Origin of the sequence: Bradyrhizobium sp. UFLA01-814 (assembly GCF_046718885.1) — a bacterium.
Classification (GTDB): domain Bacteria; phylum Pseudomonadota; class Alphaproteobacteria; order Rhizobiales; family Xanthobacteraceae; genus Bradyrhizobium; species Bradyrhizobium elkanii.
In genome coordinates this window covers 1-22,302 of the sequence record NZ_JAQOSR010000029.1, presented here as the reverse complement: position 1 = coordinate 22,302, position 22,302 = coordinate 1, and the positions used below count along the sequence as shown (strand labels likewise).

Annotated in this window: 19 protein-coding genes; 6 read left to right on the top strand and 13 right to left on the bottom strand. The window is 65.1% G+C overall.

Annotated elements, in window-relative coordinates; genetic code table 11:
• Window positions 1-159: 159 nt before the first annotated feature.
• The 8 genes from PMN64_RS11560 to PMN64_RS11525 all read right to left on the bottom strand — a co-directional run bounded on the left by PMN64_RS11560 (window position 160) and on the right by PMN64_RS11525 (window position 8,889).
• Window positions 160-876 carry an HAD-IA family hydrolase gene (locus PMN64_RS11560; RefSeq protein ID WP_411780783.1) on the bottom strand — a complete coding sequence of 239 codons (717 nt, stop codon included), beginning with the start codon at window positions 874-876 and terminating at the stop codon, window positions 160-162.
• On the bottom strand, window positions 873-1,814 hold the full coding sequence (cbbX, locus tag PMN64_RS11555; protein WP_411780782.1) for a CbbX protein: 942 nt from the start codon (window positions 1,812-1,814) through the stop codon (window positions 873-875). The genes PMN64_RS11560 and cbbX overlap by 4 nt, the downstream gene beginning before the upstream one ends.
• A 109-nt stretch (window positions 1,815-1,923) precedes the next feature.
• Window positions 1,924-2,349 (bottom strand): ribulose bisphosphate carboxylase small subunit, encoded by a 426-nt coding sequence (locus PMN64_RS11550; RefSeq protein ID WP_028345191.1) that lies wholly within the window; start codon window positions 2,347-2,349, stop codon window positions 1,924-1,926.
• Window positions 2,350-2,361: 12 nt separating this feature from the next.
• Entirely contained in the window at window positions 2,362-3,819 is a 1,458-nt protein-coding gene (locus tag PMN64_RS11545) for a form I ribulose bisphosphate carboxylase large subunit (RefSeq protein WP_035634399.1), read from the bottom strand.
• A gap of 36 nt (window positions 3,820-3,855) precedes the next feature.
• Entirely contained in the window at window positions 3,856-4,938 is a 1,083-nt protein-coding gene (gene fba, locus PMN64_RS11540; protein WP_375764300.1) for a class II fructose-bisphosphate aldolase, read from the bottom strand.
• A gap of 15 nt (window positions 4,939-4,953) precedes the next feature.
• Window positions 4,954-6,975, bottom strand: a complete 2,022-nt coding sequence (gene tkt, locus PMN64_RS11535; protein WP_411780780.1) for a transketolase — start codon at window positions 6,973-6,975, stop codon at window positions 4,954-4,956.
• Entirely contained in the window at window positions 6,972-7,847 is an 876-nt protein-coding gene (locus tag PMN64_RS11530) for a phosphoribulokinase (RefSeq protein ID WP_028331481.1), read from the bottom strand. Before PMN64_RS11530 ends, tkt begins: the two co-directional genes overlap by 4 nt.
• A gap of 10 nt (window positions 7,848-7,857) precedes the next feature.
• A complete protein-coding gene (locus tag PMN64_RS11525) occupies window positions 7,858-8,889 on the bottom strand; it encodes a class 1 fructose-bisphosphatase (protein WP_411780809.1) in 1,032 nt (343 codons plus the stop codon).
• A gap of 154 nt (window positions 8,890-9,043) precedes the next feature.
• On the opposite strand from PMN64_RS11525, the gene PMN64_RS11520 reads away from it, so the two are divergent.
• Entirely contained in the window at window positions 9,044-9,970 is a 927-nt protein-coding gene (locus PMN64_RS11520) for a LysR family transcriptional regulator (RefSeq protein ID WP_411780779.1), read from the top strand.
• Window positions 9,971-10,026: 56 nt separating this feature from the next.
• Window positions 10,027-11,817: an ATP-binding protein gene (locus PMN64_RS11515; RefSeq protein ID WP_411780778.1), complete on the top strand. Its 1,791-nt coding sequence runs from the start codon at window positions 10,027-10,029 to the stop codon at window positions 11,815-11,817.
• 13 nt (window positions 11,818-11,830) lie between these two features.
• Here the strand turns inward: PMN64_RS11515 and PMN64_RS11510 are convergent, their stop codons facing one another.
• Window positions 11,831-12,535 (bottom strand): TetR/AcrR family transcriptional regulator, encoded by a 705-nt coding sequence (locus PMN64_RS11510; RefSeq protein ID WP_411780777.1) that lies wholly within the window; start codon window positions 12,533-12,535, stop codon window positions 11,831-11,833.
• A 150-nt stretch (window positions 12,536-12,685) separates the two neighbouring features.
• Here PMN64_RS11510 and PMN64_RS11505 point away from each other — a divergent pair, with 150 nt between their 5' ends.
• Both PMN64_RS11505 and PMN64_RS11500 read left to right on the top strand, forming a co-directional pair.
• Window positions 12,686-13,870 (top strand): HlyD family secretion protein, encoded by a 1,185-nt coding sequence (locus PMN64_RS11505; RefSeq protein WP_411780776.1) that lies wholly within the window; start codon window positions 12,686-12,688, stop codon window positions 13,868-13,870.
• An 8-nt stretch (window positions 13,871-13,878) separates the two neighbouring features.
• Complete coding sequence (locus tag PMN64_RS11500; RefSeq protein WP_411780775.1) at window positions 13,879-15,492, top strand: DHA2 family efflux MFS transporter permease subunit; 1,614 nt, start codon at window positions 13,879-13,881, stop codon at window positions 15,490-15,492.
• A gap of 47 nt (window positions 15,493-15,539) precedes the next feature.
• Here the strand turns inward: PMN64_RS11500 and PMN64_RS11495 are convergent, their stop codons facing one another.
• The 3 genes from PMN64_RS11495 to PMN64_RS11485 all read right to left on the bottom strand — a co-directional run bounded on the left by PMN64_RS11495 (window position 15,540) and on the right by PMN64_RS11485 (window position 18,650).
• Window positions 15,540-17,183: an AMP-binding protein gene (locus PMN64_RS11495; protein ID WP_411780774.1), complete on the bottom strand. Its 1,644-nt coding sequence runs from the start codon at window positions 17,181-17,183 to the stop codon at window positions 15,540-15,542.
• A 153-nt stretch (window positions 17,184-17,336) separates the two neighbouring features.
• Entirely contained in the window at window positions 17,337-18,152 is an 816-nt protein-coding gene (locus PMN64_RS11490) for an alpha/beta hydrolase (RefSeq protein WP_411780773.1), read from the bottom strand.
• Window positions 18,153-18,155: 3 nt separating this feature from the next.
• Window positions 18,156-18,650: a MarR family winged helix-turn-helix transcriptional regulator gene (locus tag PMN64_RS11485; protein ID WP_016845834.1), complete on the bottom strand. Its 495-nt coding sequence runs from the start codon at window positions 18,648-18,650 to the stop codon at window positions 18,156-18,158.
• Between the two features lie 290 nt (window positions 18,651-18,940).
• Between PMN64_RS11485 and PMN64_RS11480 the strand changes: the two genes are divergently transcribed.
• Together PMN64_RS11480 and PMN64_RS11475 are read left to right on the top strand one after the other, a co-directional pair.
• Complete coding sequence (locus PMN64_RS11480) at window positions 18,941-20,107, top strand: ABC transporter substrate-binding protein (RefSeq protein ID WP_411780772.1); 1,167 nt, start codon at window positions 18,941-18,943, stop codon at window positions 20,105-20,107.
• 78 nt (window positions 20,108-20,185) lie between these two features.
• A complete protein-coding gene (locus PMN64_RS11475) occupies window positions 20,186-20,644 on the top strand; it encodes a cupin domain-containing protein (RefSeq protein ID WP_304499512.1) in 459 nt (152 codons plus the stop codon).
• Between the two features lie 165 nt (window positions 20,645-20,809).
• Here PMN64_RS11475 and PMN64_RS11470 read toward each other — a convergent pair whose 3' ends face one another.
• Window positions 20,810-22,051, bottom strand: a complete 1,242-nt coding sequence (locus PMN64_RS11470) for a flavin-dependent oxidoreductase (RefSeq protein WP_411780771.1) — start codon at window positions 22,049-22,051, stop codon at window positions 20,810-20,812.
• Window positions 22,052-22,302: the final 251 nt, after the last annotated feature.

Below are 22,302 nucleotides of genomic sequence, written 5' to 3'. Positions count from 1 at the left end.
TCCGGAATAGTTGACAAGTCCCATTGCCCTCCAGGTGGCACGGCATCACTTTTGGCAACCTTCGGTAGGATTGTGCCCCTACCCTGCTATGGACGCAAGCACCATTTATTTAACAGGCAGAATAAATTTGCCGGAACTGCCAGCCGGCGGCAGCGGCCTTCAGGCATCGATGTCAGAGAGATCGTCGACGACCAGCAGCGCCTCGGCAAAATCGTCGTCGCTGAAATAGGTGCTGCGGGTGATGACCACGGGGATGCCGGCGCCTGCCGCGGCGGCGAGGCCGTTGCCGGAATCCTCAACGGCGACGCAATCTCCCGGCCCGAGCCCAAGCCGCGCCAGAACCTCGACATAGACATCCGGCGCCGGCTTCTTCCGCGGCACGTCGTCGCCGGCAACGATCGCCTCGAACTGATCGGCCCAGTCCAGCCCGAGCGAAACCGAAAGCAGCGCGTCGATATTGCCATGCGAGGTGGTCGTCGCGATCGCCAGGCGTTGGCCGCGGCTGCGCGCGCCGGCGAGCCAGGCCCTGACGCCCGGCCGCAACGGGCAGCCGCCCGCGGCAATCAGCGCGGCGTAGCGCGCGGTCTTGATCCTGTGCAGGTCGGCGATCTCGGCGAATGTCAGCATTGGGACCGCGTTGCGCTGGTCGAAGGCGCGGATGCGCTCCTTGCCGCCGGCCACCCGAAGCAGCCGCGCATAAGTAACCTGGTCCCAGAACCAATCGAGGCCGGCTTTGGCAAAGGCTTCATTGAAGGCGCGGCGGTGCACCTCCTCGGTTTCGGCGAGCGTGCCGTCGACATCGAAGATCAAGGCGCGGGCGCTCGCGATGATGTCACGCATCCCGGCGGACCGGATCACGGCGAGCGCCTCGTTCATCGTCCCTCGCCCGACGCACCGGCGCCTTTGACGAACACCCGGCTGGCAAGCACGTCGCCGGCCTCGATCGACATCACGTCGTCGGCCGTCAGCGTGCGGTCGAGCTTCGCCACGATCCGGTTGGCCTGGCGCAGCCGGATGCGATCGAGAGCATTGCGGATCGAGCGTGCATTGGAGAACAGCGGCTGTTCCTTGCGCACGGCAATGTAACGGATGAAGGCCTCGCGTGCTTCCGGGGAGAAACGATAATTCTGCTGCTGCAACATCAGCTCGGCGATCCAGAGCAACTCGCCGTCCGAATAGTCCGGGAAATCGATGTGATGCGCGATGCGGGAGCGGAAGCCCGGATTGCTCTGGAAGAATTTCTCCATGCGGTCGCCATAGCCGGCCAGAATCACGACCAGATCCTCGCGCTGCTGCTCCATCACCTGCAGCAGGATCTCGATCGCCTCCTGCCCGTAGTCGCGCTCGTTTTCCGGGCGATAGAGGTAATAGGCCTCGTCGATGAACAGCACGCCGCCCATCGCCTTCTTCAATATCTCTTTCGTCTTCGGCGCGGTGTGGCCGATATATTGGCCGACGAGGTCGTCGCGCGTGACGCTGATGACGTGGCCGCGGCGCACGAAGCCGAGCCGGTGCAGGATTCCGGCCATCCGCAGCGCGACCGTGGTCTTGCCGGTGCCGGGGTTGCCGGTGAACGACATATGCAGGGTCGGAAACGTCGTCGCCAGCGCCATCTTCTGCCTGATGCGTTCGACCAGCAGCAGCGATGCGATCTCGCGGATGCGGGTCTTCACCGGCTTCAGGCCGATCAATTCGGAATCCAGCTGGTCGAGCACGTCGCCGATGCCGAGGTCGGCGAATTCATGGCGAAGGTCGATGGTCTCGAGCGGGGTCTCGCGGATTTGTTCGCTGATCTGTTCTTGCGCCTGGGTCATGATCCTCTCGCCTGGAAAAGCTCCGTCGCCGCGGCGGCGACGACGGAGAAGTGCATCCGGACCAGGGCGGTCGAGGGAGCAACCCGCCTGGTTTGCAAGCCGGACGCGGTCAATGATCGGTGTAGCGTTCGCCTTCGGGGCGGCCCGCTGCATAGGAATGGGTCGCGTAACGCAGATTGCGTCCGGCGGCCTCCTGACGGTCGAGCCGGAAGCCCGGCTCCTCCTGCGGCCGGTTGACGATGAAGGAGATGCGAACCGACTCCCAACCCGGGCTGGAATCAAAGCCGGAGACCCGGATGTAGCGGTCGCCATAGACCCGCCGGCAGTCGGCGAGCTCCTTCATGATGCCGGCTGCATCGCGCAGGTCGAACATCGGCAGGCCCCACATATCCCAATAGGTGTTGCGGGGATGCGGATCGTCGGTGAACTCGATGTTCACCGCCCAGCCCTTGTCGAGACAATATTGTACCTGTGCGGCGATCTGCTCGTCGGTGAGATCGGGCAGGAACGAGAAGCAGCCTTGGGTAACGCGCATGAGAACCTCCTCTCAGACCGCCATGCTCGGCGTGGGAACGAAATCGGGGGCGTCCGTCGACTCGTAGTTGAAGGTGACGTCCTTCCAGACGTCGAGCGCCTCGCGCAGCGGCGTGCAGGTCTGCGCCGCCTTGGCCAGGATCTCCGGTCCCTCGTGGACGTAGTCGCGTCCCTCGTTGCGGGCGAGGATCATGGCTTCCAGCGCGACGCGGTTGGCGGTGGCGCCGGCCTGGATGCCGCGGGGATGTCCGATGGTGCCGCCGCCGAACTGCAGCACCACGTCCTCGCCGAGCAGGTCGAGCAGCTGGTGCATCTGGCCGGCATGAATGCCGCCGGAGGCCACCGGCATCAGCTTGTTGAGGCTCGCCCAGTTCTGGTCGAAGAACACGCCGTGCTCCAGGTGCAGCGGATTGAAGTCCTCGCGGCAGATGTCGTAGTAGCCGCGGGTGGTGTTCGGATCGCCCTCGAGCTTGCCGACCACCGTGCCGGCATGGATGTGATCGACGCCGGCGAGCCGCATCCATTTCGCGATCACGCGGAACGAGACGCCGTGGCTGCGCTGCCGCGTGTAGGTCGAGTGACCGGCGCGATGCAGATGCAGGATCATGTTGTTCTTGCGCGCCCACTTCGCCATCGACTGGATCGCGGTGTAGCCGATCACAAGGTCGATCATGACGATGTTGGAGCCGAGCTCATGGGCGAACTCGGCGCGCTCGTACATGTCCTCCATGGTCGCCGCGGTAACGTTGAGATAGGTGCCCTTGATCTCGCCGGTCGCGGCCTGCGCGCGGTTGACCGCCTCCATGCAGTAGAGGAAGCGCTCGCGCCAGTGCATGAAGGGCTGCGAGTTGATGTTCTCGTCGTCCTTGGTGAAGTCGAGCCCGCCTTTCAGCGCCTCATAGACGACACGCCCATAGTTGCGGCCGGACAGGCCGAGCTTCGGCTTCACAGTGGCGCCGAGCAACGGACGGCCGAACTTGTCGAGCCGCTCGCGCTCCACCACAATGCCGGTCGCCGGGCCCTGGAATGTCTTCACATAGGCGGTCGGCAGCCGCATGTCCTCGAGCCGCAACGCCTTCAGCGGCTTGAAGCCGAACACATTGCCGATGATCGAGGCCGTCAGGTTCGAGATCGAGCCCGGCTCGAACAGGTCGAGGTCGTAGGCGATATAGGCGAAGTAGCTGCCCGGCGAATTCGGCACCGGATCGACGCGATAGCATTTCGCCCGGTATTTCTCCGCGGCCGTCAGCCGGTCGGTCCACACCACGGTCCAGGTCGCGGTCGAGGATTCGCCCGCCACCGCCGCGCAGGCTTCGGTCGGATCGACGCCGTCCTGCGGCGTGACGCGGAACAAGGCGATGACGTCGGTGTCCTTGGGCTCGTAGTTCGGCTCCCAATAGCCCATCCGCTTGTATTCCATCACGCCGGACTTGTAGCGATCCTTGCCGCGCACCGTCATCGACTGCTGCATGTTCATCGAAATCTCCTGTGGTTCGTCGCCATTTGCTCAGGCGGCCTGGGTCATCTTTCCAATTTGCGGATCGAGCGCGCCGGCGCGATAGCGACGGGCCATCTCCGGCAGTGCAACCACCTTGATCCTGGCGGCATTGCCGGCCGTGCCGAACTGCTCGAAGCGGTCACGGCAGAGTTCGCGCAGCGCATCCATCGCCGGCTTCAGGAATTTGCGCGGATCGAACTCGCTCTTCGACTGGACGGCGACCTTGCGGAAGGCCGCCGCCATCGCCAGACGGCAATCGGTGTCGATATTGACCTTGCGCACCCCGTGCTTGATGCCGCGGACGATCTCCTCGACCGGGACGCCCCAGGTCTGCGGCATCTCGCCGCCGAACTGGTTGAACATGTCCTGCAGCGGCTGCGGCACCGAGGACGAGCCGTGCATCACCAGATGCGTGTTCGGCAGGCGACTGTGGATCTCCTCGACCACACGCATCGCCAGGATCTCGCCGTCTGGCCGCCGCGTGAACTTGTAGGCGCCATGCGAGGTGCCCATCGCGATCGCGAGCGCATCGACCTTGGTGGCGCGGACGAAATCGACCGCCTGGTCCGGGTCGGTGAGAAGCTGATCCTGGCTCAGCTTGCCTTCAACGCCGTGACCGTCCTCCTGCTCGCCGCCGCCATGCTCGAGCGAGCCGAGCACGCCGAGCTCGCCTTCGACCGATGCGCCGACCCAGTGCGCCATCTCGACGACCCTGCGGGTGATATCGACATTGTAGTCATAGTCGGCTGCCGTCTTGGCGTCGGCCTTGAGCGAGCCGTCCATCATGACGGAGGTGAAGCCGTAGCGGATCGCGGTGGCGCAGGTCGCCTCTTCGTTGCCGTGGTCGAGATGCAGGCAGAGCGGAATCTGCGGATGCATCTCCTCGAGCGCGTCGATCATCTTCGCCAGCATGATGTCGTTGGCATAGGACCGCGCGCCGCGCGAGGCCTGGATGATGACAGGCGCATCGCAGGCCGCGGCCGCCTCCATGATGGCGAGGCCCTGCTCCATATTGTTGATGTTGAAGGCCGGCACGCCGTAGCCGCGTTCGGCGGCATGATCCAGCAACTGTCTCAGGGTTATCCGCGCCATGGTGGCGTCCTCCTTTCAATTCGCTCGTTGAATGAGCTGTTTTGCTGCAGCAGCGGTTGCCGCAGGCGTGATACCGAATTCGCGGTAGAGCACGTCGGCCGGCGCGGAAGCGCCGAAGCCGGTCATGCCGACGAACGCACCGTCGTCGCCGAGCCAGCGCGCCCAGTCGCCCTCGACCGCGGCTTCCACGCCGACACGCGGGGCGCTGCCCAGCACCTGGGCGCGATAGTCGCTCGGCTGCTGGCGGAACAGGTCGAAGCACGGGGCCGAGACGACCGCGGCCTGTACCCCGTCTTCCGCCAGCAGCTTTGCGGCTTCGAGCGCGATCGCCACCTCCGAACCCGTTGCAATCAGGGTGACGTCACGCCCGAAGTCCGGCTCGACGAGAACGTAGGCGCCGAGCGCGACCTGGTTGTCCTTGCTGCCGTCGCGAACCGTCGGCAGCGCCTGCCGCGACAGGCAGAGGATCGACGGCGAGGTCTCCGCCTTCAGCGCGCAGTCCCACGCTTCCGCGGTTTCGACGGCATCGGCCGGGCGAAACACCAGGACGTTCGGGATCGCGCGCAGCGCCGCCAGATGCTCGACCGGCTGATGCGTCGGCCCGTCCTCGCCGAGCCCGATGGAATCGTGGGTCATCACATGGATGACGCGGATCCCCATCAGCGCCGCGAGGCGGATCGCCGGCCGGCTGTAATCGGCGAAGCTGAGGAAGGTGCCGCCATAGGGAATGAACCCGCCGTGCAGGGCGATGCCGTTCATCGCCGCGGCCATGCCATGCTCGCGGATGCCGTAATGGATATAGCTGCCGTCGAGCGTCTCCGGCCGCACCGAGACCTGCGACTTCGCCAGCGTCAGATTGGAGTGCGTGAGGTCGGCCGAGCCGCCCAGCAGGTTGGGCAACGCCTCCGCGATCACGTCGATGACCTGCTGCGAGGCCTGCCGCGTGGCGAGCTTCGGCCGCTCGGTCGCGAACCGCGCCACCAACTTCGCCATCGCCTCGGCATAGGCGCAGGGCAATCTCCGGTTCAGCGCATCGTGGAACGGAGACCGCTCGGCCTTGTCGCCCTTGCAGGCGCCGCGCGAACGCTCGATCCAGGCCCGCCGCGCGTCGCGGCCGCGGCCGCCGAGCTCGCGCCACTCCGCCAGCACCGCGTCGGGAATTTCGAATGCCGGATACGGCCAGCGCAGCGCGGCACGGGTCTTCGCCACCTCATCGGCACCGAGCGGCGCGCCATGCACCTTTTCGCTGCCCTGCCGGTTCGGCGCACCGAACCCGATCACCGTCCGGCAGGCGATCAACGACGGACGATCGCTCGATCGTGCCTGCCTGATCGAAGCCGTGATCGCCTGCGGATCGTGGCCGTCGATGCGGTTGACGTTCCAGCCGCTGGCCTTGAACCGCGCCGTCTGGTCGTCCGAGCAGGACAGCGAGGTGGCGCCGTCGATCGAGATATGATTGTCGTCGAACAGCACGATCAATCGGTTCAGCCGCAAATGGCCGGCGAGCGAGATCGCCTCATGGCTGATGCCTTCCATCAGGCAGCCATCGCCGGCGATCACATAGGTGTAGTGGTCGACGAGGTCGTCGCCGAAGCGCGCGTTCATCAGCCGCTCGGCGAGCGCCATGCCGACCGCGGTCGCAATCCCCTGCCCGAGCGGCCCGGTCGTGGTCTCGACACCCGGGGTGTGGCCATACTCGGGATGTCCCGGGGTTTTCGATCCCCACTGCCGGAAGGCCTTGAGCTGGTCGAGCGTCATGCTCTCGTAGCCTGTAAGATAAAGCAGTGCGTAGAGCAGCATCGAGCCGTGACCGGCCGACAGCACAAAGCGATCGCGGTCGGGCCAGGCCGGATCGGCCGGATCGAACTTCAGGAAGTCCGTGAACAGCACGGTCGCGACATCGGCCATGCCCATCGGCATGCCGGGATGACCGGATTTCGACTGCTCCACCGCGTCGATGGCGAGGAAGCGGATGGCGTTCGCCATCTCGTCGTGGCTGATTTCGGGGCGGCTGGCAACGGACGCAAGTGCGGTCATATCGTTCGCCTCTTTCGTTCGATCAGTTGCAGGATCAGCGGGGTCAGGATGAGCTGCATCGCGAGGTCGAGCTTGGCGCCGTGCACCACGATCGAATTGGCGCGCGACATGAAGCTGTTCGGGATCATCGAGAGCAGATAGGGAAAATCGATGCCGCGCGGGTTCTTCAGCCGGATCACGACCATCGATTCATCCGGCGTCGGGATCCAGCGCGCGATGAACGGGTTCGACGTATCGACCGTCGGCACGCGCTGGAAGTTGATGTCGGTCTCGGTGAACTGCGGGCAGATGTAATTCACATAGTCCGGCATGCGGCGCAGGATGGTGTCGGTCACCGCCTCGGTGGAGTAGCCGCGATGGCTGCGGTCGCGATGCAGCTTCTGGATCCATTCGAGATTGATGACCGGCACGACGCCGATCTTGAGGTCGGCATGCTGCGCGACATTCACCTTGTCGGTGACCACGGCACCATGCAGGCCCTCGTAGAACAACAGGTCGGAATTCTCCGGCAGCGCCTCCCAAGCGGTGAAGGTGCCGGGCTTGGCGCCGTAGAGCCGCGCCTCCTCCTCATCGTGCACATAGTGTCGCGTGGTTCCGGTGCCGGTCTCGGCGTAGTCGCTGAACAGCTTCTCCAGCTCCTCGAACAAATTGGTCTCGGGGCTGAAATGGCTGAAGTGCTTGTTGCCGCGCTCGGCTCTCTCCGCCATCAGGCTGCGCATCTCGGCGCGGTCGTAGCGGTGGAACGCGTCGCCCTCGATATAGGCGGCGACCACGTTCTCGCGGCGGAAGATGTTTTCGAACGTCTTCTTCACCGAAGTGGTGCCGGCCCCGGAGGAGCCGGTGATCGAGATGATGGGATGCCGACGTGACATGCGGTCCTCCTCAGCGGAACAGGCCGCGCCGCGCGAACAGCGGGGCATCGCTGCTTTCGAACAACGGCTCGACGGTCAGGTGGATCGCATCGACGTCGCGCACGGCGCGCGTCGATCCCATGATCAGCGGCACGCGCTGATGCGGCGTACGTGCCGACAGTTCGAGAATGCGCGACCGGCCGTTCGACGCGGCGCCGCCCGCCCATTCCATGATCAGTGCGATGGGATGCGCCTCGTACAGCAGACGCAACCGGCCTTCGCGGTAGCCCTGGCGCGCATCCGCCGGATACAGGAACACGCCACCGCGCATCAGGATACGGTAGGCTTCGGCAACCAGCGAGCCGATCCAGCGCATGTTGAAGTCCTGCCCGCGCTCGCCGTTCACCCCGGCGAGGCACTCGTCGATGTAGCTGCGCACCGGGCCGCTCCAGTGCCGCCGGTTCGAGGCGTTGATGGCGAATTCCGACGCATCCTGCTGCACGCGCAGGTCACGCGCGGTCAGGACGAACTCGCCGGTTCGCGGGTCCAGCGTAAAGCAGTCGACATGCTGGTCGAGCGCCAGCACCAGCACGGTCTGCGGACCGTAGATGAAGCAGCCGGCGGCACATTGTGCCGTGCCGGGCTCGAAGAAAGTCGAGATGACGTCGTTTCCTTTCGGCCGGATCGAGAAGATCGTGCCGATCGAGATGTTGTTTTCGAGATTGGCGGATCCATCGAGCGGATCGATCGCGACGCAGAGCGGCGCGTCGGGATCGAGCGTCTCGGGCAGTTCGACCTCCTCCGACAGCACTGCGGCGACCGGCGCAGTGCGCAGCGCGTTCCGCATCAGGTCGTCGGCGACGATGTCGATGGTCTTCTGGCGATCGCCGTCGGGATTGACCCCGCCGCTCTCGCCGCCGATGCCGGCGAGCGGTCCGGCGGCAATGATGCGCGAGAGCTCGATCGCGGCGCCCGCAAGGGCTTCGATCACCACAACGGTCGCGGCGCGCAACGGGTTGTGCTGCGTCGGCCACTCCAGATGGGCATGCAATGCAGGACGAATCTCCACCGGCCTCTCCCTATGATCGCGCCCTCTGTCCCGAGGCTTCGAGAGGCGACCTCAGGGAGTCGCCTTCGCCCTATCAACGCGCGAATTGCCCAATTAGGGAAATTTTATTATCTTTGGTCCGGGCAAAGTATTTCTTATGGAGCTTGTCATGGCCGGCAACTTCTCGCGGGATCTCACCATCCGCCAGCTGCGCGCACTGTCGACCTTGCATGAGGCAGGCTCGATCACGTCCGCCGCCAACCGGTTGAACCTGACCCAGCCCGCGGTGACGCTGCAGCTCCGCAATTTGCAGGCGCTCGCGGGGTTGCCGCTGATCCAGCGCACCGGCGACGGCATGGCGCTGACGGATGCCGGCGCGCACGTGCTGACTCTGGTCGAGCGGATCGAGGCGGCGCTGAAGGATTGCGAGCAGTCGCTCGACATGATCGCCGGCCGCAGCGGCGGCCGCGTCGCGATGGGCGCGGTCTCGACCGCCAAATACTTCGTGCCGTTTGCGATCGCGGCGTTCTCGCGCCGCTTTCCCAAGATCGAGGTCACGCTCAGGATCGGCAACCGCGAGGAGATTCGCGACGCGCTGCGCGGCTATGATCTCGACATCGCGGTGATGGGCCGGCCGCCGACCGATGTCGAGGTGGAGATGAAGCCGCTCGGCCGGCATCCGCACTTCATCATCGCCGCGCCCGATCATCGGCTGGCGCGGCGGCGGCACGTCGCCCCATCAGAGCTCGCCAACGAAACCTTCATCACCCGCGAGCAAGGATCAGGCACGCGGATGCTGATGCAGCAATATTTCGAGCGCGTCGGGCTGGAGCCAAAGCTCGGCATGGCGATGGACAGCAACGAGACCATCAAGCAGGCTGTCATGGCCGGGCTCGGCATCGCCTTCATCTCCCAGCACACGGTGTTCCATGAGCTGGAGGACGGCCGCCTGGTGGTGCTCAAGGTGAAGGGCCTGCCGATCGTCCGGCAGTGGCACGCGATCAGGCGCACCGACAAGATCCTGCTGCCGCCCGCGCAGGCCATGCTGGACTTCCTCGGCAAGGAGGGCTGGCGCTATCTGCCGAATTCGCACTAGCGGCCCCACGACGCCCGATCGATCGAGAAAATCGAGGTGGCACCGTATGTTAGGCATTGAAGTTCCACGAAACGCATGTCACATCTTGGCTGCGGTCACCTGGCGGACCGCACCCTGCGAGGGAGGTTGAACTGCAGAACCAGTCCCCGCCGACGCCCGACTTCAAGGCGTTATTCGAGGCGGCGCCCGGCCTTTATCTGGTGCTGACTCAGCCCGACTTTCGCATCGCGGCAGTGAGCGACGCCTATCTGCGCGCCACCAAGACCGAGCGCGCGGCGATCCTCGGGCGCGGGCTGTTCGACGTGTTCCCCGACAATCCGGACGATCCGGCCGCCGACGGCGTGCGGAACCTGCGCGCCTCGCTCGAGCGCGTGGTCCAGTTCCGCCGCCCCGACACCATGACGGTGCAGAAATACGATATCCGCAAGCCCGAGTCGGAGGGCGGCGGCTTCGAGGAACGCTACTGGAGCCCGCGCAATTCGCCGGTGTTGGGGCCGAACGGGCAGTTCACCTACATCATCCATCGGGTCGAAGACGTCACCAGCTTCATCCAGCTGAAGCAGCGCGGTGCCGAGCAGGACCAGCTGACCGACCGGTTGCGCGAGCGCACCGAGCAGATGGAAGCGGAAATCTTCATGCGCGCCCGCGAGGTCGAGGCCGCCCGCGAACAGCTCGAAGCCGAGCAAAAGCTCCGCCAGGTGCAGAAGATGGAGGCCGTCGGGCACCTCTCCGGCGGCATCGCGCACGATTTCAACAACATCCTGACCGTCATCACCGGCCTGATCGACATCCTCGCGGAAGCCGTTGAACATGATCCCGCGCTGTCGTCTGTCGCCAAGATGATCACCGACGCGGCATTTCGCGGTGCAGAAGTGACCAAGCACCTGCTGGCCTTCTCGCGGCTGCAGCCGCTGCAACCGCGTGAAGCCAATCTCAACACCCTGGTGCAGGACACCGCGCGGCTGCTGCGCCCCTCGCTCGGCGAGCAGATCGAGATCGATACCGCGCTCGAACCCGACGCCTGGACGGCCTTCATCGATCCGAACCACATGGCGACCGCGCTGCTCAATCTCGCCGTCAATGCCCGCGATGCGATGCCCGATGGCGGCAAGCTGATGCTGGAGACCAGCAACGTCATCCTCGACGAGGTTTATGCCGTCGCCAACCCCGACGTGCGGGCGGGTGAATACGTGATGGTCGCGGTCAGCGACACCGGCGGTGGCATCCCGGCGGGGATCCGCGACAAGGTGTTCGAGCCGTTCTTCACGACCAAGGACACCGGCAAGGGCACTGGCCTCGGGCTCAGCATGGTGTACGGCTTCATCAAGCAGTCCAACGGACACCTCAAGATCTATTCCGAAGAGGGCCACGGCACCTCGATCAAGCTCTATCTGCCGCGCAGCAGCGGCGACATGATCGACGTCGAACCGCCTCCTCCGGTCGACACGCGCGGCGGCAATGAATCCATCCTGGTCGTCGAGGACGATCCGCTGGTGCGCAATTACGTCAGCGCCCAGCTCGAGCAGCTCGGTTACCGCACCATGGTCACCGCCAACGGCCCGGAAGCATTGGCTGCGGTCGACAAGGGGTTCGTCTGCGACGTGCTGTTCACCGACGTCATCATGTCCGGCGGCATGAACGGCCGGCAGGTCGCCGATGCCGTGATCGCCAAACTGCCCTCGGTGCGCGTGCTCTTCACCTCCGGCTACACCGAGGACGCGATCATCCACCACGGCCGTCTCGACCCGGATGTGACGCTGCTGCCGAAGCCCTACCGCAAATCCGATCTCGCGCGGATGATCCGGCAGGTGCTGGCCCAGCCGCCGGCGGCGGCAATGGGCAAGTAACGCTGCGGCGGCATCACGCCTCTCCGCCTCGCTTCCTGGTCTGGTCGGCCGGCACGGCGCATCCGGACAGGAACAGTGCCGCACAGGCCTTGGCGCGGGCCTCGATCTGCGCCCGCGACGGCGGCGGCCTGTGGCCGTACATCACGTCGCGTTGCGGCTGGAACACCAGCATGCCGAGCAGCATGCCCGCAGCGGCCTGTGCGTCGTCCACCGCGATCCGTCCCCGCCGCTGCTGCACACCCAGCCACGCAGCCAGCGCGCCAAGGGTCCGCTGCATCGCCTTCTCGTAGAACATCTCGGCAATGTCGGGGAATTTGTCGCTGTCGGCCAGGATGATGCGCTGGAGCGCGATGACCTCGGCATCGAGGATCAGCTCGCCACAGCTCGAGAGCGCCGCCTCCAATGCCGCCGCGATATCGCGGCCGTCGCAGGCGCCGAGATTTACGGCGGATATGAATCGGTCCATCCGGTCCGCAACCGTGCCCTCGAACAGCGCCAGCTTGGTCGGGATCAGCCGATAAAGTGTCTTGGTGGAGACGCCGGCGCGGCAGGCCACGTCGGCGATGTTGGCCGCCGCGAAGCCGCGCTCGGAGAACTCGCGCCGCGCGGCGTCATAGATCAGCGCGCGCGTCTCGTCGTCGGAACGCAGCTGCGGCCGCCCGCGGCCGCGCCGTGCCGGTGCGCCTTGCTCAGTCTGACCCTCGTCATTCCGGTTCATCCGCGAGCCATGCTTTTAAATGATGCCTGTCATTCTATTGACCAATATGGGCTCTATTTTGGAAAACATCAAGTTTCCTAATTAGTCCCGCAGGCATCGGCCGAAATTGGCAAGATTTTCCAGCGAGATAGACGGATCAGGAGCGCCGCCATGAGCCAGCATGAGACATCATTCAAGGCCGAGAGCCAGGTTCCGGCCGAGACCGCCAGGCAATTGATCGCCAATCCGGAGGCCGCCAGGCCGCCGGCCGCCAAGGGCAGGCTTCGCCGCCTGCTGCTGGCTGGCGCGGCGCTCGCCGTCCTCGCAGGCGGAGCCTGGTACGGCTGGGACTACTGGACGGTCGGCCGCTTTCAGGTCTCGACCGACGACGCCTATGTGAAGGCCGACAACACGACGATCGCGCCAAAAGTCTCCGGCTATCTCAGCGCGGTGCTGGTGGGCGACAATGAGCATGTGCGCGCCGGCCAGATGCTGGCGCGGATCGACGACCGCGATTTCAGGGTCGCGCTGGATCAGGCCAAGGCCGACGTCGCCGCCGCCGAAGCCGCGATCGCCAGCAAGCATGCGCAGCTCGATGTGCAGCAGTCCGTGATCGAAGCGGCACGCGCGACCCTCGCCGTGGACACCGCGACGCAGACGTTCGCCGAGCAGGAGAACAAGCGCTACACCGACCTCGCCGGCACCGGCTTCGGCAGCGTGCAGAACGCACAGCAGGCGCAGTCGCGCTACGCCAGCGCACAGGCCGCCGTCGCCCGCGATACCGCGAACCTCGCCTCCGCGCTCCGCCAGGTGGAGTTGCTCAAGGCCGACATTGCCCAGGCCGTCGCGTCACAGGCGCGCGCAACCGCGCTCCAGCATCAGGCCGAGTTGAACCTCGGCTACACCACCATATCAGCCCCGATCGACGGCGTGGTCGGCAACCGCACCCTGCGCACCGGCCAGTTCGTCCAGGCCGGCACGCAATTGATGTCGCTGGTGCCCGCCACCGGCGCCTATGTGATCGCGAACTACAAGGAGACGCAGCTCACCAATGTCCGCAAGGGTCAGCCGGTCGAGATCGCCGTCGACATGTTCCCGGGACAGGTGGTGCGCGGCCATGTCGACAGTCTCGCGCCCGCCAGCGGCCAGGAATTCGCGCTGCTGCCGCCTGACAACGCGACCGGCAACTTCACCAAGGTGGTGCAGCGCATCCCGGTGAAGATTGCGCTCGACGCGACCGCGGTCGAATTGCGGCCCGGCATGTCGGTCATCCCGACCATCGCAACCTTGTCGCAACCTGGCGAGGCGCCGCGCTCCAGCGCCTCTCCCAAGCTCGCTGTCGCCTCCTTCAAATAGGTGATGTCATGTCCGACCTCGCGCTCTCCTCCCCGGCTGCTGCGCCCCGCGCCGCAGCTGTAGCGGCCGATCCCAACCGCGCCAGCATGGCCGTCTGGATCTCCATCGTCGCCGCCATGATCGGCGCCTTCATGGCGATCCTCAACATCCAGATCACCAACGCCTCGCTGCTCAACATCGAGGGCGGCATCGGAACCGGCGTCGACAACGGCTCCTGGATCTCGACCTCCTATCTGATCGGCGAGATCGTGGTGATCCCGCTGACCGACTATCTCAGCCGGGTGTTTTCCTTCCGCAAGATCATCATCGGCTTCGCCACCCTGTTCGCGATCTTCTCGGTCGCCTGTGCCTTCACCCACGACCTGCCCTCGATGATCGCAATGCGCGGCTTGCAGGGCTTCTTTGGCGGCGTGCTGATCCCGATGGCCTTCACGCTGGTTTTCACCAAGCTGCCGAAGACCCAGCAGCCGGTCGGCCTTGCCATGTTCGCGCTCGCGGTAACCTTTGCCCCCGCGATCGGACCTACCATCGGCGGCTACCTCACCGAGAATTACGGCTGGCAGACCATCTTCTTCGTCAACGTGATCCCGACCGCGGTGATGGTCATCACCCTCTATTTCACGCTGGAACGCCAGCCGATGCAGCTGCATCTGCTCCGCGAGGGCGACTGGCTCGGCATCGTCACGATGGCGATCGGTCTGTCGTCGCTGCAGGCCGTGCTCGAGGAAGGCAACAAGAACGACTGGTTCGGCTCGCCCTTCATCGTCAGGCTCGCGGTGATCGCAGCGGTCAGCCTCACTCTGTTCGTCTGGATCGAGCTCGTCGTCGAGAAGCCGCTGATCCGGCTGCGCCTCCTGACCCAGCGCAGCTTCGGCTTCGGCACCATCTCGGCGGTGTTCGTCGGCTTCGCGCTGTTCGGCTCGGTCTACCTGCTGCCGGCCTATCTCGGCCAGGTGCAGCGCTACAACGCCGAGCAGATCGGCCAGGTGCTGGCCTGGACCGGCCTGCCGCAGCTGATCCTGATCCCGCTGGTGCCGAAGCTGATGCAACGCTTCGATCCGCGCTTCATCGCCTTCACCGGCATGATCCTGTTCGCGGTCTCCTCCTTCATGAACATCGCGATGTCGCTCGATTACTCCGGCGACCAGTTCTTCGTCCCGAACATCGTCCGTGCGATCGGCCAGGCGATCATGCTGGCGCCGCTGTCGGCGGTCAGCCTCGGCAGCGTCGCGCCGCAGGATGCCGCGGCGGCCTCCGGCATCTCCAACATGATGCGCAACCTCGGCGGCGCGATCGGCACGGCCCTGCTCGCCACCATCGTCACCAAGCGCGAGCAGTTCCACTCCAACATCATCGGCCAGTCGGTCGACCTCGGCCGCGAGGAAGTGCGCACCCGGATCGCCGAGGTCACCAATTACTTCCTCAGCCACGGCATCTCCGATCCGGCGACCGCGCATCACCAGGCGATCGTGGCGCTCGGCAATATCGTGAAGCGCCAGGCCCTGGTGCTTGGTTTCAGCGACACCTTTGCCGTGATCGGCATCGTGCTGGTGTTCGCGGCAATCGCGATCCTCTTGACCGGCAAGCCGAAGAATGCGGCCGGTGGCGGCGCGGCACATTGATCCCTCGTTGATCCCCGGGGCGGCGGCCGAAAGCCGTCGCCCGATTTTCAGCTTGCTTCGCGCAGCTTGAAGCGCTGGATCTTCCCGGTCTGGGTCTTCGGCAGCGCCTCGACGAAGGCGACCGCGCGGGGATATTTATACGGCGCGATCGTCGCCTTGACGTGATCCTGCAGCAGCTTGATCTCGACCTCATCGTTGCGCGCGCCCTGCTTCAGCACGATGAACGCCGAGACGATCTGTCCCCGCTCCTCGTCAGGCGCGCCGATCACGGCACACTCCGCGACATCGGGATGGCCGAGCAGCGCCGCCTCGACCTCGGGGCCGGCGATGTTGTAGCCCGCCGAGATGATCATGTCGTCGGCCCGCGCCACGAACGACAGCCGGCCGTTCTCGTCGCTGACGAAGGCATCCCCGGTGATGTTCCAGCCGTCGCGGACATATTTGGTCTGCCTTGAATCCGCGAGATAGCGGCAGCCGGTCGGACCGCGAACCGCCAGCTTGCCGACCTGGCCCGCCGGCAGCTCGTTCATGTCTTCGTCGACGATTTTGGCCTCGTATCCCGAGACTGGCGTGCCCGTGGTGCCGCCGACGGCGCTGCCGGTGCGGTTGGTGATGAAGATGTGCAGCAGCTCGGTGCTGCCGATGCCGTCGAGGATCGGCTTGCCGGTCCTCTTCGTCCAGCTCTCGAACACCGGCGCCGGCAGCGTCTCGCCGGCCGACACTGCCAGGCGCAGCGACGACAGATCGGCGCCCTTGTCCATCGCCGCCATCATCGCCCGATAGGCGGTTGGCGCGGTGAAGCAGATCGTCGCCTTGTAGGTTTCGATGATCCGGATCATCTCGCTCGGCGCCGCGTTCTCCAACAGCGTCGCGGTGGCGCCGAAGCGCAGCGGGAAGATCGCGAGCCCGCCGAGGCCGAACGTAAACGCAAGCGGCGGCGAGCCGACGAACACGTCGTCGGGTGTGACCTTGAGCACCTCCTTCGCATAACCGTCGGCAACGATCAGGAGATCGCGGTGAAAGTGCATGGTCGCCTTCGGCTCGCCCGTCGTGCCCGACGTGAAGCCCAGCAGCGCAACGTCGTCGCGGCCGGTCTTCACCGCATCGAACTTGACCGGCTTGTTCAGCGCGATCCGATCGAGCTCGGCATCGTGGTTCTGCGTGCCGTCGAAATTGACGACCTGCTTGAGGAATTTGCTGGTCTTGGCGCAGGCCACCAGTTCATCCGCGATGCGGCTGTCGGTCAGCGCCAGCGAGATCTCGGCCTTGTCGACGATCTTGGCCAGTTCGCCGGCGCGCAGCATCGGCATGGTGTTGACGACGACGGCACCGGCCTTGGTCGCCGCGAGCCAGGCCGCGACCAGCGCAGGGTTGTTGCCCGAGCGGATCAGGACGCGATTGCCCGGCTTGACGCTGTAGTTCTCCACCAGCGCGTGCGCCAGGCGGTTCGACCAATCGGTCAGTTCCTTGTAGGTGCGCTGGCGGCCATTGCCGATCAGCGCGATGCGATCGCCCATCCCCTGCTCGACGATGCGGTCGGTCAGCTCGACCGCGGCGTTGAGATAATCGGGATAGCTGAATTCGGGTCGGTCGAGCAGCAGCTGCGGCCATTGCGCTGATGGCGGCAGGTTGCGCCGTGCGAAATCGTCGACATGCCCGGATGGGCCGAGCCCGGGAAATTCACCTGACATTCGATCGCCCCTCGCTTTCCGTCCAGAAAGGCCAAGACCAAAATCAATATCGAGGACGCCCGGCAGCGTTCCAATCGCCAATCATTTTATACTTAAAATAATTTGGCGCAAGGGTCGATATCGCGTGAAATCGCTGGCCAATCCTTCAGAACCTCAGATTTGCGTAAGCTGCTTCAGCCGCGCGACCATCGCCGAGCCCGGATCGGCGAGCGGCGCGATCGCGGTGAAATGATTGGCTTCCGGCACAACGCCGAACCGCGTTGCAACGCCCGCTTTGCCCCAGACATCGACGACGGTCCGGCTCTGCCGGTGATATTCCGCGCTCTCGGCGCCGCCGACGACGGCATCGAGCGTTGCGCCCGCAGGTGGCATCCAGAACAGCGGGCTCGCCGCCCGCGCTGCGGCGCGGTCGAGGCCAAGCGCCTTGTTGATGGAGGTGCCGACCAATGGCTCAAGCTCGAACAGGCCGGAGATCGCGTAAGCAGCCCTGACCAGGTCCTTCGGCAGCGACGCATCATAGGCCGGCCAATCGGTCGCGAGCATGCATGCGGCAAGATGTCCGCCTGCGGAGTGTCCCGACACGACCAGCGGCTGGCCGAGCCTGGCCAGTTCGCGGCACGCCGCACGCATCTCGCCGATGATGTCGCCGATCGTGACATTGGGGCAGAGATCGTAGCTCGGCACCGCGACGCTGATGCCGTGGCCGTTGAGCCCTCGCGCGCAGTGGCTCGATGACGAGCCGTCGAGCGCCTGCCAGTAGCCGCCATGGATAAAAACCGCGAGCGGCCCGTCACGATCGCCTTCGAACAGGTCGATGACGTTGCGGCTGTCCGGACCATAGGTCAGTCGCCGCGGCGGATGCTGCTCGCGATACGCCGCGGAGTCCCTCGCCCAGCCGGCCATCAGCGCCGGATTTTCCGGCACCCGCGCCCGGTTGTTGTATTCGACCTCGTAATCGACCTCGGTCACGGCTTAAGCGCTCCTCGCCTTGGCGGAGCGCTGCGCCGAGCCCTTGGCCTTGGCGAGCAGCCGCATCAGTTCGCGGATATCCTTCGGCGAGAGATCGCCGAAGATATCGGCGATCCACTTCTCGTGCTCGGCGGCCATCTTGCGGAATTCGGCGCGGCCGAGTTTTGTGAGCCGGATAAACTGCACGCGGCGGTCCGTCTCCGAGGTGCGGCGATCGAGATGGCCTGATTCAACCAGGCGCTCGACCAGCCCGGTGACGTTGCCGTTCGACACCATCATCCGCTTCGACAGGTCCGACAGCGTCATGCCGTCGGACACCTTGTCGAGCTGGGCCATCAGGTCGAAGCGCGGCAGCGTGACGTCGAACTTCTCGCGCAGCCGGCTGCGCACCTCGCCTTCGATCAGCGTGGTGCAGGTCAAGAGGCGCAGCCACAGCCGCAGCTCGGTGCCGTGATCGTCGGGCAGTTCGACGGCTTTGGTTTCGGAATCGAGGATCATGCGGCGATCGCGCCTCCGCGGCGGGTTCCGGTCGGACCAATTGTTTTGAGCTTCAAGCAATTCGCGGCGTCCCGCAAGGACAATTGCGAATCGTGCCCGATACGCCTGGGCAATCCTGCAATTTCTTTAAACTTCAAGCAATTGGCGCGGCGCTTGCATGTGCGACGCCTGCATGGTCCGCGGCGATCATCCTGACGCAATGCCGCATCGCTTGCAGCGGTCGCGCGCGTCAGACTAAGCTGCGGCCAAATCGGCAGCCGAAGCATCAAGCCAATGGTTGGGGGAGTGAGATGAAACAATTGACGAAGCTCGCGGGATTGGCGGCGCTGCTCGGTGTCGCGGTCACCCCGGCGACCGCGCAGGAGAAGATCAAGATCGGCGTGCTGGTCACGACCTCGGGCCCGGCCGCGGCGCTCGGCCAGCAGGTCCGCGACGGCTTTGCGCTCGCGATCAAGGACCTCGGCGGCAAGATGGCCGGCCGCGATGTCGAGATCGTCAACGCCGACGACGAACTGAAGCCCGACGGCGCGGTGGTCAAGGTGCGCGGCCTGCTCGAGCGCGACAAGGTCGACTTCGTGGTCGGCCCGATCTTCTCCAACATCCTGCAGGCGATCCACCGCCCGGTCACCGACAGCAAGACCTTCCTGATCAGCCCGAACGCAGGTCCCTCCAGCTATGCCGGCAAGGAGTGCAACCCGTTCTTCTATGTGACGTCGTACCAGAACGACCAGGTGCACGAGATCCTCGGCAAGGTGGCGCAGGACCGCGGCTACAAGCGCGTCTACCTGCTGGTGCCGAACTATCAGGCCGGCCGCGACTCCGTCGCCGGATTCAAGCTCGACTACAAGGGCGAGATCGTCGAGGAATCCTACACGCCGCTGAACACGCTGGATTTCCAGCCCGAGTTGTCCAAGATCGCCGCGCTGAAGCCGGACGCGCTGTTCACCTTCATGCCGGGCGGCATGGGCGTGAACCTCGTGAAGCAATACAAGCAGGCCGGCGCCACGGTGCCGGTGCTCTCCGCCTTCACCGTCGACGAATCCACCCTGCCCGCGCAGCAGGACGCAGCGGTCGGCATGTTCGGCGGGGCGAACTGGGCGCCTGATCTCGACAATCCCCAAAGCAAAAAGTTCGTCGCCGCCTATGAGGCGGCCTACAACGGCGTGCCCGGCACATACGCCATGCAGGCCTATGACGCCGCGCTGTTGATCGACAGCGCGGTCAAGGCCACAAAGGGCGACCTCTCCAACAAGGACGCGGTCGCTGCGGCGCTGAAAAAGGCCGACTTCACCTCGCTGCGCGGTAACTTCAAGTTCAGCAACAACGGCTATCCGATTCAGGATTTCTACCTCACCAAGGTCGCGAAGCGTCCGGACGGCAAATTCCAGACCGAGATCGTCGAGAAGGTGTTTTCGAATTATGGCGACCGCTACGCCAAGGACTGCGCGGCAAAGTAAGGCGTTCAAAGCGTTTTCGAGCGAAGTGGATACCGGTTCGCGTGAAGAAAACGCGTCAAATGGAAACATGGAGCAAGCATGAGCATAAAAGACGAGATCGCCGGCATCACTCGCGCCAATGAAGGCATCCAGGGCATTTCCTGGAGCATCCTCGGCCAGACCTACGTGCCGAAGAGCCGCACCGAGCATTCATTCTCCTGGCACGCCACCTTCCCGCCGGGCACCTTCGTTCCTCCGCATATCCACCCCGACCAGGACGAGTACCTCTACATCCTCGAGGGCAAGCTCGACTTCATGCTCGACGGTGCCGATGAATCCGCAACTCCTGGCGATCTGGTGCGCCTGCCAATGGGCAAGCCGCACGGCATCTTCAACAAGTCGCAGCAGCCGGCCAAGACGCTGTTCTGGGTGTCGCCGACGCGCCGGCTCTACGACCTGTTCTGGGCGATCCACAACATGAAGGAGCAGAACCCGGATGACGTGGTGCGGCTCGCCGCCGAGCACAACATCCACTTCCTGCCGCCGCCTCCGGCGTAACAGCATCACCAGCTCTGTCCCCTCATCCCGAGGAGCGCGAACGCGCGTCTCGAGGGATGAGGCCGCAGGCCGGGCCTCATGGTTCGAGACGGCGCATGCGCGCCTCCTCACCATGAGGGGGTAATGAAGCGAACCGACTTTGCGAAACGTCCGCTCCTTTCCAGGCTACTGCCGCGCCACCACGCGCGCGGCAAAGCCGGCCTTGGCCGCGTAACCACGCACGATCGCCTCGCGCGCCTCGTAATTGAGAATAGTGCCGACGTCGGTAAAGCCCTGCGGCGCGAGTTGCTCGACGGCGTCGATCACGCCTTCCGGCCCGCCGCGGCGGTTGGAGGCGACGATGTCGGCGGTCATCGGCAGCCGCTGCCGCTCATAGGTCGCCAGCGCCTGCCGCGGATGCTCCGATCGCGCCAGCATGTCGGCCAGGCAGCGCGCATCGAGAATGGCTTGAGAAGCGCCGTTCGAGCCGACCGGATACATCGGATGCGCGGCATCGCCGAGCAGCGTGACGCGGCCGCACGACCAATACGGCAAGGGATCGCGGTCGCAACACGGATACTCCCAGAACTCCGGCGTCGCGTTGATCAGGCCGGTAAAGTCGACCTGCGGGATCGTGAAGCTCGCGACATAGGGCATCATCTCGTCGCGCCGGCCGAGATTGGACCAGCCCTCACGGCGCGGCGGCGGCGAGGTGCCGTCGCCGATCCGCACCAGCACCGCCCAGTTGGTGAGGCGGCTCGCCGGGCTCGAGCCCGGCGCGATCGGATAGATCACGGCCTTGGCGTTCAGCCCGCCGGCGATGATCATCGAGCGTCCGGTCAGGAAGGCCGGCCAATCGGTGGCGCCGCGCCACAGCATCAGGCCGTTCCAGCACGGCCCGCCTTCATCCGGAAACAGCGTCTGCCGCACCTTCGAGTGGATGCCGTCGGCGCCGATCAGGATGTCGCCGCGCGCCGTGTGCACATGGGCGCCACCGCGATCGAAGAAATAGGCCGAGACGCCGCCCTCGTCCTGGGTGAAGGAGCCGAGCCGGCAGCCGGTGCGGATCGCATCCGCGCCAAGCCGATCGACCACGGCCTGATGGATCACGCTTTGCAGACGGCCGCGATGGATCGAGAATTGCGGCACCTCGTGGCCGGCATCGAGCCCGCGCTTCTCGTGCCAGACCTGCTGGCCATGTCGCGTCAGATAGAACAGCTCATAGGTCCGGATCGCCACCTCGTCGAGCTTGTCGAGCAGGCCAAGCCCCGCCAACTCGCGGATCGCATGCGGCAATGTGTTGATGCCGACGCCGAGCTCGCGGATCGTCTCGGACTGCTCGTACAGCTCGCAACTGATGCCGCGCGAGCGCAGCATCAGCGCAGTGGTGAGGCCTCCGATTCCGCCTCCGACGATAATCGCCTTCATCGTCCTCACCTCCACTCACAACAGGACGCTTTTACGCTTTCGCCTAGGGTCGCATGCCCGCTCGCCCGGCCGCAAGCGGGTTTGTCGTCGCCAATCTCGGCCGATCCGCGCTGTTTTGCCTTAGGATTAATATTGCTTCAGCGGCTTCCCCTCTTTCACCGTCACCCTGAGGAGCCGCGAAGCGGCGTCTCGAAGGGTCGACGGCCACCAGCCTGTCTCTTATACACATCTGACGCTGCCGACGACCATGG